This window comes from Ralstonia sp. 22086, from assembly GCF_052045975.1.
Classification (GTDB): Bacteria; Pseudomonadota; Gammaproteobacteria; order Burkholderiales; family Burkholderiaceae; genus Ralstonia; species Ralstonia wenshanensis.
The window spans coordinates 130,472-143,280 of sequence record NZ_JBQEPZ010000002.1 but is presented as its reverse complement, the minus strand read 5'-3'; the positions used below and the strand labels follow the sequence as shown (position 1 = coordinate 143,280).

The 12,809-nt window shown below is 65.4% G+C and carries 9 protein-coding genes; 6 read left to right on the top strand and 3 right to left on the bottom strand.

All coding sequences use genetic code 11. The features are described from left to right. Nucleotides 1-32: 32 nt before the first annotated feature. Both ACTJK6_RS09750 and ACTJK6_RS09745 read right to left on the bottom strand, forming a co-directional pair. Entirely contained in the window at nucleotides 33-872 is an 840-nt protein-coding gene (locus ACTJK6_RS09750; RefSeq protein ID WP_260801736.1) for a universal stress protein, read from the bottom strand. 40 nt (nucleotides 873-912) lie between these two features. Next, nucleotides 913-1,413: a universal stress protein gene (locus tag ACTJK6_RS09745; RefSeq protein ID WP_232039429.1), complete on the bottom strand. Its 501-nt coding sequence runs from the start codon at nucleotides 1,411-1,413 to the stop codon at nucleotides 913-915. A gap of 285 nt (nucleotides 1,414-1,698) precedes the next feature. Here ACTJK6_RS09745 and ACTJK6_RS09740 point away from each other — a divergent pair, with 285 nt between their 5' ends. Continuing rightward, entirely contained in the window at nucleotides 1,699-2,166 is a 468-nt protein-coding gene (locus ACTJK6_RS09740) for a CBS domain-containing protein (RefSeq protein ID WP_253534295.1), read from the top strand. Between the two features lie 44 nt (nucleotides 2,167-2,210). Here the strand turns inward: ACTJK6_RS09740 and ACTJK6_RS09735 are convergent, their stop codons facing one another. Continuing rightward, nucleotides 2,211-3,437 carry an MgtC/SapB family protein gene (locus tag ACTJK6_RS09735; protein ID WP_440838867.1) on the bottom strand — a complete coding sequence of 409 codons (1,227 nt, stop codon included), beginning with the start codon at nucleotides 3,435-3,437 and terminating at the stop codon, nucleotides 2,211-2,213. Between the two features lie 152 nt (nucleotides 3,438-3,589). Here ACTJK6_RS09735 and ACTJK6_RS09730 point away from each other — a divergent pair, with 152 nt between their 5' ends. From ACTJK6_RS09730 to uvrA, 5 genes are all read left to right on the top strand, one after another. Then, nucleotides 3,590-4,600 (top strand): zinc-dependent alcohol dehydrogenase family protein, encoded by a 1,011-nt coding sequence (locus ACTJK6_RS09730; RefSeq protein WP_433868023.1) that lies wholly within the window; start codon nucleotides 3,590-3,592, stop codon nucleotides 4,598-4,600. Between the two features lie 80 nt (nucleotides 4,601-4,680). Next, nucleotides 4,681-5,136 carry a universal stress protein gene (locus ACTJK6_RS09725; protein WP_232040256.1) on the top strand — a complete coding sequence of 152 codons (456 nt, stop codon included), beginning with the start codon at nucleotides 4,681-4,683 and terminating at the stop codon, nucleotides 5,134-5,136. Between the two features lie 242 nt (nucleotides 5,137-5,378). Then, the gene (locus tag ACTJK6_RS09720; protein WP_440838866.1) at nucleotides 5,379-5,612 is read left to right on the top strand and encodes a hypothetical protein; all 234 of its coding nucleotides are present in this window, start codon (nucleotides 5,379-5,381) and stop codon (nucleotides 5,610-5,612) included. Nucleotides 5,613-5,689: 77 nt separating this feature from the next. Further along, nucleotides 5,690-6,583, top strand: a complete 894-nt coding sequence (locus ACTJK6_RS09715; protein WP_024978952.1) for a class II glutamine amidotransferase — start codon at nucleotides 5,690-5,692, stop codon at nucleotides 6,581-6,583. Nucleotides 6,584-6,827: 244 nt separating this feature from the next. Next, nucleotides 6,828-12,677: an excinuclease ABC subunit UvrA gene (gene uvrA, locus ACTJK6_RS09710; RefSeq protein WP_440838865.1), complete on the top strand. Its 5,850-nt coding sequence runs from the start codon at nucleotides 6,828-6,830 to the stop codon at nucleotides 12,675-12,677. Nucleotides 12,678-12,809 lie beyond the last annotated feature (132 nt).

Here is a 12,809-nt window from a genome sequence, read left to right as displayed (position 1 = left end):
GCGATCTTCTCAGGTGCAATCGAGGTCAAGGCTCAGTGCGACATCAGCACCGGTACGGTCATCGTCTTGAGCAGGGTGCGTGTCACGCCGCCCAGCACGAGTTCACGCAGGCGGCTGTGCCCATAGGCGCCCATCACGATGAGATCGGCATTGAAGTCGGCCGCTCGCGAGAGCAACAGCTCGCCCACGGCGGTGTCGGAATCTGCGCAGTCGGCCTCTTCCACAGTGGTGTTGATGCCGCGCGCGTTCAGCGCACGCGCAACCTGCCCAACCGTGGTTTCTTCAGCCCAGTGCTTGGGCTGCGTGCTCGTGATCTGCAGCACGTGCACCGTTGCGCCCGTCATCATGGGCAGGGCATCGTGCAGCGCGCGAGCCGATTCGCGGCCGCCGCTCCAGGCCAGAAGCACACGCTTGGGCAATGCGGTGAAGTTGCCGGCATACGGCACCACCAGCACCGGGCGGCCCGACTCCAGGATCAGGGTTTCCACAAAGTCGCCGGCGATGAATTCATCCGGGTCGTCATGGTTGCGTTGTCCGACGACCAGAAGATCGGTCTCCCGCGCCTCACGCAGCACCAGTGCCACGGGGTCGCCTTCCACTGCACGCCATTCCGTTTCGACCGCAAGCTTCTCGGTCGCCTGGCGAAAGCGCGCGTGCACGGCATCCCGCACGCTGTCGCGCCGGATCCGGTCTTCCTCCAGATAACGTGCGGCGTTTTCCATCATGTAGAACCAGCTGAGGCTTGGCGCAAAGCTCGCATAGATGCCGACGAGTTTGGCACCGTGCGCCTGTGCGAACTGGGCCGCAAGGTTGAGGCGGTGCATGGCGCGTTCGCTGCGGTCCAGATGCACCATCACACTGGCGTAGCTCATGGTCAGATCCCGATGTCGTGTCAGAGGATGCGCTACCCGACTAGGCAATGACGGCATTGCTCAGCGGTTCCGTAGCGGCGTGCGGTGCTTGCGTCTCCACCGCGCGGACGAGCAGCACCGGCAGCGTGCTCCGGCGTACAACGCTCTCGGCCACACTGCCCAGGAACAAGCGCTGGAAGCCGCGACGCCCGTGGGTGCCCAGCACCAGGGCTTGCGCGCCGACGTTGTGGGCGGCCTGCTCAATGGCAGTGCCGATATCGAAGGTGCCGATGGGGTCGTCAACCACCACGCTGTGAACGTGCACACCTGCCTTCTCGGCCTTGGCCCGCGCGTCGGCAACGATTTGGTTGCCTTGTTTGACCAAGGCTTCGGTAAAGGCGCCGACATCGATGTAGCCAACGTCGTACATCAGATACGAGTTGTCGATCACGTGCGCGATGACCAGCTCAGAGCCGAGCTTTTGCGCAAGCTGGATGGCCTCGTCCAACGCGCGATCTGCCGTCGGGCTGCCATCCACCGCTACCAGAATCCTGTCGTACATGATGTGCCTCCATCGAATCCGTCGTCCGCCCCAAACGGGGTTGCTGGATTCAATGTTGGACCACCAAGCGGATCACCCCTTGATTTACATCAGCGTTTGGCTCGGCGGACTGCCCAGCGACGCCACTTGATCTGCCTCAAGGGCATGTGTCCAACGCTCAATAGACTCCTCCGCTATCGGCTGCCGCCTTGTGCAGTCATGGAAAGCTCACGGCACCTTGTGCGGGATCAACTTCTGACACCGGCCCGTTCTTATAGTGAAAACGTACGCGCATCGGAGTTCAGCATGAGGGTCGACGAGATTTGCTCCCGCCGCATCGTCCACGTCCAGTCAACGGCAACGCTGCAGCAGGCCGCCCGATTGATGCGGGACGAAAGCGCTCGTGCGCTCCTTGTCACGGAACGCACCGGCTGCGGAGCGCGGGTGGTCGGCATCGTGACAGACCGGGACATGGTGGTGCACGGGATAGCCAACCGCGGCGACTGCACCGAGACCGCCGTATCGGAAGTCATGACGCGCGGTCTTCTGACCATTCACGATGACGCCATGATCAGTGAAGCCTTGCGCTCGATGCTCAGCCACGGCCTGCACCGTCTGGCGGTGGTCGATCGTCAGCAACGACTGGTGGGGATGCTCAGCCTGGACGACACCATCCGCGCGATGGGTGGCGAATGGACCTTGCTGGCCGGCATTCTCGGTCGCGACAACGCTAGCGGGTCCCGCCAGCATGCGCCGTCCGATTTGATCCTCTAAGGTTTCACCTCCGCTGACTCCGCATGTGCATTGGGCAGAATTGACTAGGCGACAAACCAGAACACCGCCCAGCTGGACAGAAGCATGCTCAGCAGACCAGCGGTGACTTTGCCCGCAAAAGCACGGCCCCCGCTGATGGCCACGACAACCTTCGAGAAGGTGTTGGCCGTCAGCGCAAGCATCACCAGCGCGCCTGCCGTCGAAGTCTGCAGCGTGTGGCCAGCCACCTGCGTTGCAATGGATGCGGTGGCGGCATGCACATCGGCAAATGCACCAAACACGGTGACAGCCACCACCGCTGCTGTCCCAAACCATGTGCGCGCGGCGGCGGCGGCAAGCAGCAAGGCCGCCGTCCACAGGGCAAAACCAATCGCGACACGCCAGTTGATGGATGACGCTGAACTCTCGGGCGCCTCCTCAAGCGGCTCGCTGCCACGCCATATCCATAGAGCGGACCATGCCACCGTCGCAATCATGCCGACTGCCAGCGGAGCCCCCAGCACGCGCAAAAAGTCGATGTTGATGGCGGCAATGAGCAGCAGCATCTGCACCAGCGTAGCGACGTTGGACAGCAGCGCCGCGGCAACGGCACCGTCAATGGGGCGATGGTCCTTGCGCACGCGCGCTGCCATGGCCGTGATCGTTGCCACACTCGATGCAAACCCGCTGAACAGGCCTGCCAGCGGCAAGCCGATACGCTCTCCAAACCATCGCGCCGCAAAATGGCCCGTGTTGCCGGTCAGCATGACAAGCAGCACAACCAGCCACAGCGTATGTGGGTTCCAGGCGTTCAGCGGCCCCATGTTCCGGTCTGGAACCGCGGGCCAGACCAGCAATGCCGCGACGGCGAGGATCAGCAGATCGGCGAGTTCACGCTGGGTGATGACCGTACGGGCAAACCGATGCAAACCCGCTTTCGCATAGAGCAGGACAAGAAGTACCGTGCCCAGGCCAGCCGTCATTTCGGGCTCGCTCACGGCATAGGCGCCTAACAGCGTGGTGGCCACCAATGCGAGTTCCGTGGTCACGCCGGGATCGACATTGGCCGAATGGTGATAACCCACCGCCGCCAACACCGCTACCGTGAGCAACACCGTGGGCACGGCCAACGGCACGGGCAGGCTTGCCGCAATGGCGCCAGCCAGCGCCCCGATCGCAAACGTTCGCATGCCCGCCGGCAGTTCTGCGCTGCCGGTGTGACTACGCTCACGCTCAAGGCCGATCGCCAGGCCCACGCCCAAGGCAACCGAGAAGGACAGCAGTGAAGTCATTCAGTGGAGCCGGATGGCCGTTGCATTGCACCCATTCAGTATTGCGCGCGGCAACGCCTTCCGATTGATCTGGCGCAGCCGATGGTCGACTGCCGAGACTAAGTTTTTCAGGGCTGATCCATACTGACCAGACACGCCATACGGAGACAGCGATGTCTGAATCGATGCGGGCCATGGTGATGGAAGGCGCCGGGAGGCCATTGATTTGGCGGGAAGTTCCCACGCCCAAGCCTGGGCCGGGCGAGGTCCGGATCGCGGTGTCCGCTTGTGGTGTCTGCCGTACCGACCTCCATATCGTGGACGGCGAACTGACTGCCCCGAAACCCTCCCTCATTCCTGGGCACGAAATCGTCGGCATCGTCGAGACGTGCGGCGAAGGCGTGACGACGCCCGCCCCGGGCGAACGCGTGGGCGTGCCGTGGCTGGGCTGGACGTGCGGTGTCTGCCCGTACTGCCTGCACGGGCGCGAAAACCTGTGCGATCACCCGGCCTTTACCGGATACACGCGCGATGGCGGGTATGCGCAATACGTGGTCTGCGACGCGCGGTACTGCCTGCCGATTCCGGCGCGGTACGACGATGCCCACGCGGCGCCCCTGCTCTGCGCGGGCCTGATCGGCTACCGCACGCTGCGCATGGCAGGCGATGCGCGCCGGATCGGCATCTACGGCTTTGGCGCCGCGGCCCACCTCATCACGCAGATTGCCGTGGCAGAGCAGCGGGAAGTGTTTGCCTTCACCCGGGCCGGCGACGCTGCGGCTCAGCAGCTTGCGCTGGACACCGGCGCCAGGTGGGCGGGCGCCAGCGACACCGCCGCCCCGGAGCCACTCGACGCCGCGCTGATCTTCGCACCCATCGGCGCGCTCGTGCCGCAGGCGCTGCAGGCCGTGGTCAAGGGCGGTTCAGTGGTCTGCGGCGGCATTCACATGAGCGACATTCCCGCGTTTCCGTACCGGTTGCTGTGGGAGGAACGCAAGCTGGTTTCGGTGGCGAACCTGACGCGAGCCGATGGACTCGCGCTCATGCGCATCGCCGCGGAAGTCCCCTTGCGGGTTCACGTCACGCCCTACCGGCTGCAAGATGCCAACACCGCCTTGGAAGACCTCCGCGCTGGGCGGGTGGCCGGCGCTGCGGTCCTGCAGGTGTCTTCGGAAGACCTTTGACACGCATCAACAGCCCCGGCGCCACGCTGTCTACGCTGATTACACGCGGTGCCCTACTGCGCAACGCCTTGGAGACCACCATGTACCAGCGAATCCTGCTCGCCATCGACGGCAGCCACGCGTCCTATCTCGCGCTGCACCAGGCTATTGTGGTCAGCAAGGCGACGGGCGCGGAAGTCGAAGCCCTATTCGTTGCCGATAGCAGCGACATCACCTTCGACATGGTCGGAGCTGACTCGATTGCCTACGCCAACCAGGTGGCCGGCTACGGCCGTGACACGCTTGCCGAGGTATCAAAGAAGCTGGACGCTGCGGGCGTCAAGCATTCGACCAAATTGCTCGAAAACTCCATTGCGCCGGGGCAAATTTCCGCAACGATTGTCGGGGAAGCCAACGAGACCGGTGCTGACCTGATCGTGCTCGGCACGCATGGCCGGCGCGGGCTCAAGCACCTGGTGCTCGGCAGCGTGGCCGAGGGCGTGGTGCGCAAGACCAACAAGCCGGTATTGATGGTGCGCAGCGAGGTCGAGGAGTAAGAGGCAGCGAGCAGCACGGCCTCCCGATCCTCTTGTGCGAGAGCGGCACACCCTGACGCCGCCCGCCTGGAAACCCCGGACGGGCGGCGAAGTCTTTCTGGAAACCGAGCCTGTCGCGCGGCGGCCAGTGCACCCAAGCGCACTCAATTCTCTGCACCCTCCCTGTCCGGACCGGCCCTCCGCCCGCCGGACCAAGCCGAGAGAGTGCAAAACGCAGCCGCCCCCGAACGCGAGCCAATGTGATGCGTTTTGACGACAGTGTTGCCGCGCTGAACGTGCACGTCTGGGTCACGACCGAGCACTTCTGTGACACGCCTTGGACGCTCGCCCAGCAAGTCCGCGCCACCCTCGCAGAGACCCGATGCGCCGCGCCCATGCGGATTCGCGAGCTGCATATCGTGCGAGACGACACACAGGAAATGGATGGCGGACCTGCCCGTCAGGGCCGCAAATCCGCCCAGACCATGGCCGGATGAGGGTCGGGATTTTCTTGTGCATTCGCAAACGCATTGCATAGACTCACTCTTCAAGGCATCTCTATAGGCAATGCATCATGTGTCGCTGGCTGGCGTATTCAGGCAATCCCATTCAGATGGAGACAGTGCTGTTCCGGCCGCGGCACTCGTTGATCGACCAGAGTCTGCGCTCCCGCCTGGGCGGCGAGACGACCACCAACGGCGACGGTTTCGGCATCGGGTGGTACGGCCGCTACTCTGAAGTGCCCTTCCGTTATCGTTGCCTGCACCCCGCGTGGAACGACACCAATCTGCGTGAAGCCGCCCGCGCCATCCGGTCTTCGATGTTCATCGCCCACGTGCGTGCGGCCACCGACACCCCGGCCCAGGAGACCAACTGCCACCCGTTCCGCTACGGCCGGTGGCTTTTTGCGCACAATGGGCTGATCCGCGAATACCCGTTGCTCCGCCGCGCCCTGATGATGGAAGTGGCGCCGGAGCTGTTCCGCTGGATCGAAGGTTCGACCGATTCCGAGATCATGTTTTTCCTGGCGCTCTCGTTCGGGCTGGACCGCGACCCGCGCGGAGCCCTGGAGCAGATGGTCGGGCTGATCGAAGACATCGGCCGGCGCCACGGCGTCGAATACCCATTGAACATGACGGTCTGCGCAACGGACGGCGTTCAGATCGTCGCAGCGCGCTATTCCAGCGAGGGCGAATCACGCTCCCTCTTTCACAGCACATCTTTCAAGCACCTGCACCAGCTCTATCCTGACAGCGCCGCAATTGAAGACGCAGGGGACGGCGCGTTTCTTGTGCTGTCCGAGCCGCTTGTCGACCTGCCTGGCGCCTGGGCGGAGATTCCCGAAGAGACGGTCGTCATCGTCAAGGGCGGTGTGGTTGAGCACCACCGTTTTGTGCCGCGCAAGCCCGGTCCCACGGGTTTTGACCTCCCCGCCAACCAAGCCACTTACGGACGCGAGGCAGGCTGATCGCGCTCCCGCTGGGGTGATACCAGCATCACCCCGTTCTTTTTTCCCCTCCGCTGAAACCTCCTGACAAAACGCTGTCAGGAGCCCTGCGTTACGCTCGCGCTCGCGACATGTTTCGTAGACGAACCGGATCTTCATAATCCGCTACAGTTTACGGCTCGAATTCCGATTGCCAGGCGCGGCTGCAAGTGATTCACCGGCGCCGGCATTCCCCTCTACCTCCAAGCTCCAAGGAACGCCCTCCATGTCCTCCGGTGTCATTCGCCTGCGCGGAGCCCGTCAGCACAATCTCAAAAACCTCGATCTGGACCTGCGCACGGGCGAGATGACCGTCGTGACCGGCCCGTCGGGGTCCGGCAAGTCCAGCCTCGTTTTCGACACGCTTTACGCCGAAGGCCAGCGCCGCTACGTCGAGACCTTCAGCGCCTACGCGCGCCAGTTCCTGGACCGCATGGACCGGCCGCAGGTCGAGCACGTTGAAGGCGTGCCGCCCGCCATCGCCATCGACCAGACCAACCCGGTGCGCAGTTCGCGCTCGACGGTCGGCACGATGACGGAGCTGAACGATCACCTGAAGCTGCTGTTTGCACGCGCCGCACAACTGTTCGACCGCGACACCGCGCTGCCGGTGCGGCACGACACGCCGGAAACCATCTACGACGAGCTGCTTTCGCGCACGCGCGAGGGCGATCCGCGCCTGGTGGTGACGTTTCCCGTCGAGCTGCCCGCCAATACGAGCCCCGAAGAAGTCACGCAGTGGCTGTCGGTCAGCGGCTATACGCGCGTGCAGGCCGAGCGCGTGGTCGAGTCGTCCACGGGCAAGCGCAAGCTGCTCGATGTGGTGGCCGATCGCTTCCGCCTGCAGGGCACCGAGCGTGCCCGCGCGCTGGAGGCCATCGAGTCGTCGCTCAAGCGCGGCGGTGGGCGCGTCAGCGTCTACGTACTCCCTGCCGAAGAAGGTGCGGAGCCAACCATCTGGCGCTTTTCCACCGGTCTGCACTGCCCCGAAAGCGACCTGCGCTACGCCGACCCGCAGCCCGCGCTCTTCTCGTTCAACTCCGCTTACGGCGCGTGCGACGCCTGCCGTGGTTTCGGCCGCGTCATCGGCGTCGATCTGGGGCTGGTGATTCCGGACGAGCGCAAGACCCTGCGCGATGGCGCCATCAAGCCGATGCAGACGCCGGCCTGGAAGGAGTGCCAGGACGATCTGATGCGCTACGCCGCCGCAGCCGACATCCCGCGCGGCATGCCGTGGGCAGAGATGACGGAAGCCCAGCGCAACTGGGTCATCAACGGCGACCCGGCCTTCAAGCGTGGCGGCTGGAACAAGCAGTGGTACGGCGTGCGCCGCTTCTTCGACTATCTGGAGTCGAAGGCGTACAAGATGCACATCCGCGTGCTGCTGTCCAAGTACCGCAGCTACACGACGTGCGAAACCTGTGGCGGCGCACGCCTGAAAACCGAGTCGATGCAATGGCGCCTCGGCAGCAAGGAAAACGCGGATGCCGTGCTCGCGCCCGAACACCGCTTCATGCCGCGCGGCGTGGCCTGGAGCCGCGCCCAGCTCGAAGCCCTGCCCGGCCTGACCGTGCACGACCTGATGCTGCTGCCCATCGAGCGCATCCGCCGCTTCTTTGACGAACTGACACTGCCGTCCACGCTGCTCGACGACGCGCTCAAGCTGCTGCTGGACGAGGTGCGCACGCGCCTGGCGTATCTGTGCGACGTCGGTATCGGCTACCTGACGCTGGACCGCCAGAGCCGCACCCTCTCTGGCGGCGAAGTGCAGCGGATCAACCTGACGACGGCGCTCGGCACCTCGCTCGTCAACACGCTGTTCGTGCTGGACGAACCAAGCATCGGCCTGCACCCGCGCGATCTGGACCGCATCGTCCAAGCCATGCAGCGCCTGCGCGACGCCGGCAACACGCTGGTGGTGGTCGAGCACGATCCTTCCGTGATGCTGGCCGCAGACCGCCTGATCGACATGGGCCCCGGCCCCGGCGAGCGCGGCGGCAACATCGTCTTTGACGGCACGCCGGCGGCCATCCGCCAGGCCGATACGCTCACGGGCGCTTATCTGTCCGGACAGCGGCGCGTGGCTGATGCAACCGACTGGCAAGCGCGCGCCGTCGATAACGCCACGCCGCGCCTGGTGCTCGAAGGCGCATCGGAACACAACCTGCGCGATGTCACGGTCGAGATTCCGCTGCAGCGCCTGGTGTGCGTGACCGGCGTGTCCGGCTCGGGCAAATCGACGTTGATCCAGGACGTGCTGCACCCGGCGCTGGCACGCCATTTTGGTAAGGCGACGGAATCGCCCGGCGCATTCCGCGCGTTGCGCGGTGCCGATCAGATCAGCGACGTGGTGTTCGTCGACCAATCGCCCATCGGCAAGACGGCGCGCTCGAACCCGGCCAGCTACGTTGGCGCGTTCGATGAAATCCGCAAGCTGTTCGCCAAGGCGCCGATGGCGCTGCAGCGCGGCTACACGGCGGGCACGTTCAGCTTCAACTCGGGGGACGGCCGTTGCCCGACCTGCGGCGGCTCGGGCTTCGAACACGTCGAGATGCAGTTCCTCTCCGACATCTACCTGCGCTGCCCGGATTGCGACGGCACGCGCTATCGCGCCGAAATCCTGGAAGTGAAGCTGCCGCGCGCCGGCCGTGCATTGTCGGTAGCCGATGTGCTGGAGCTGACGGTGAGCGAAGCCGCCAGCGTGTTCGCCGATGACGCTGACGTGCTGCGCGTGCTGCAACCGATCGTCGACGTGGGCCTGGAGTACGTGAAGCTTGGCCAGCCGGTGCCGACGCTCTCCGGCGGCGAGGCGCAACGCCTGAAGCTGGCGGGCTTCCTGGCCGAAGCCGCACAGGCTGCCCAGGCGGCCGCCCGCAAGCGCGTGAAGCAGGACGTGCCCGCCAACGCGGGCCGCCTGTTCATGTTCGACGAGCCGACCACCGGCCTGCACTTTGACGACATCGCCAAGCTGATGCGCGCGTTCGGCAAGCTGCTCGACGCCGGGCATTCGCTGATCGTGATCGAACACAACCTCGACGTGGTGCGCGCGGCGGACTGGATCATCGATCTCGGCCCCGAAGGCGGCGACGCCGGTGGCCTGCTGGTCTGCGCCGGCACGCCTGCGCAGGTTAAAGGCTGCGCCGCATCGCACACGGGCGCCGCGCTCAAGCAATACGAAGCCAGCGTCGGCCAGCCGGAAGCCATCGAAGGCGTGCCGCTGCAAACCGCTCTGGCTGAGCGCCGCGCCAAGCGTGCTGCACTGGCGGAAGTCCAGGGCGAAAACGTCGTGCGCATCGTCCACGCTCACGAGCACAACCTCAAGGGCCTGAACGTCGATATTCCGCACGGCAAGTTCAACGTGGTGACGGGCGTGTCGGGTTCGGGCAAGTCGACGCTGGCGTTCGACATCCTCTTCCACGAAGGACAGCGCCGCTATCTCGAATCGCTCAATGCGTATGCACGTTCGATCGTGCAGCCTGCGGGGCGGCCGGAAGTCGATGCGGTGTACGGCATTCCGCCCACGGTGGCCATCGAGCAGCGCCTGTCGCGCGGCGGCCGCAAGAGCACGGTGGCGACCACGTCCGAGGTGTGGCACTTCCTGCGCCTGCTGTATGTGAAGCTGGGCGTGCAGCACTGCATCCACGACGGCACGCCGGTGTCGGCGCAAAGCCCGGAGGCGATCTTTGCCCAGCTCATGCGCGATCATCGCGGCCAGCACATCGGCCTGCTCGCGCCGCTGGTCGTCAACCGCAAGGGCGTTTATACCGACCTGGCCAAATGGGCCAAGGCGCGCGGTTATACGCATCTGCGCGTCGATGGCGAATTCCTGACTGTGGACCCATGGCCGCGCCTGGACCGCTTCCGCGAGCACACGCTGGAACTGCCGGTGGGCGACATCGTTGTCTCGCCGGAAAACGAAGCCGCGCTGCGTGCGTTGCTGGAACAGGCGCTGGAATACGGCAAGGGCATCATGCACGTGCTTGCACCGCTCGACGGCCTGCAACACGCCATGCACAGCGGCGGCACGGCGCACGTCGGCAACGTGAAGGTGTTTTCGACCAAGCGCGCGTGCGCCACCTGCGGCACCAGCTACCCCGAGTTGGACCCGCGCATGTTTTCGTACAACAGCAAGCACGGCTGGTGCGCGAGCTGCGTCGGTACCGGATTGGCGCTCACGCGTGAACAGCGCGCTGCGTTTGACGACACCGTGCTCGGCGGCGACGATCGCGGCCGCGAGCAGACGCTGCCATCGGAGGAAGTCGATCCGGAAGGCATGACCGACCTGCCCTGCCCGGATTGCCACGGCACGCGCCTGAACCCGACGGCGCGCGCTGTCACCTTTGCCGACAAACCCATCGTCGACATTGCGCAGTGGACGGTCAGCCAGACCCGCCGCTGGGTCGAGGGCCTGGACCTGACCGGCCGCGACGCCGACATCGCCCGCGACGTGGTGGCCGAGATTCACAGTCGCCTGTCGTTCCTGGAGGAGGTTGGGCTGGGCTACCTGAGCCTGGATCGCGCCGCGCCCAGCCTGTCGGGCGGCGAGGCGCAGCGTATCCGTCTGGCGGCGCAACTCGGCAGCAACCTGCAGGGCGTCTGCTACGTGCTGGATGAGCCGACCATCGGCCTGCATCCGCGCGACAACCAGATCCTGCTCGACGCGCTGCGCAAACTGGGCGACAAAGGCAACACGCTGGTGGTGGTCGAGCACGATGAAGACACCATCCGCCGCGCCGACCACATCATCGACATCGGCCCGGGCGCGGGCAAGCGCGGCGGCACACTCGTCGCGCAAGGCGGCGTGGCAGACCTGGCAGCGCAGCCGGATTCGCTCACTGGCCGCTTCCTGTCACAGCCGATCGAGCATCCGCTGCAGCCGCGCCGCCAGGTGGTTGCGCCGCGTGCCGGCAAGCAAGCCGTGCCGGAGCAGTGGCTGACGGTGCACGGCGCCAAGCTCCACAACCTGCGCAACGTGACCGCGACGATGCCGCTGTCGCGCCTGGTGGCCATTACGGGCGTGTCGGGCTCGGGCAAATCGACGCTGGCGCGCGATGTGTTGATGACGAACCTGCTCGATGCGGTCGGCCGTTCCGTGCTGTCTTCGCCGGCAACCCGCCGTGCACGCAAGGCCGCGCAGGCTGAGACGCCTGAGGCGAAGATGCCGCGCAAGCTCGACGTCAAACACGACTGGCACGGCTGCGACAGCGTCACCGGCTGGGAAACCATCGACCGCGTGCTGGAAGTCGACCAGACGCCGATCGGCAAGACGCCGCGCTCCTGCCCCGCCACGTACATCGGCGTGTGGGACACCATCCGCAAGCTCTTTGCCGACACGCTGGAGGCGCGCGCACGCGGCTACACCGCCTCGCGCTTCTCGTTCAACACCGGCGACGGCCGCTGCCCCGCCTGTGAAGGCCAGGGCGTGCGCACCATCGCCATGAGCTTCCTGCCCGACGTGAAGGTCGGCTGCGACGTCTGCCATGGGCAACGCTTCAACGCCGAGACGCTGGCCGTCACCTGGCGCGGCAAGAACATCGGCGATGTGCTGACCATGGAGATCGACGAAGCGGTCGAATTCTTTGGCGCGATGAACAGCATCGCCCATCCGCTGCAGTTGATGAAGGACGTCGGCCTTGGCTATCTGACGCTGGGCCAGCCCTCGCCCACGCTGTCCGGCGGCGAGGCGCAGCGCATCAAGCTCGTCACCGAGTTGTCGAAGGTGCGCGATGACGTGACACGCCGTGGCCAGAAGGCGCCCCACACGCTCTACGTGCTGGACGAGCCGACCGTCGGTCTGCACATGGCCGACGTGGCCAAGCTGATTCGCGTACTGCATCGCCTGGCGGACGGCGGCCACAGCGTGATCGTGATCGAGCACGACCTCGACGTGATTGCCGAGGCGGACTGGATTCTCGATCTCGGCCCCGAAGGCGGCGATGAGGGCGGCACGATCGTCGCGGCTTGCGGGCCGGAGGCGCTGACGCGCGTGCCGGCCAGCCATACCGGTGCAGCGTTGGTGCCGGTGCTGGCGCGCGGCAAGCAGGTCGATCCGAGCAAGGAAGGCGAGACGGTTTAACGGAGCGCGGCGGTCTCCACCCTGGTGGAGACCGCCGCGCTGGCCGCTGCGTCGTGTGGCGTCGGCAATTCTTTCGCTTTCCTGAGCAAACCCGGACAAAAAGGCTGCCCGAGCAGGGTTTGCCCTAAAGAA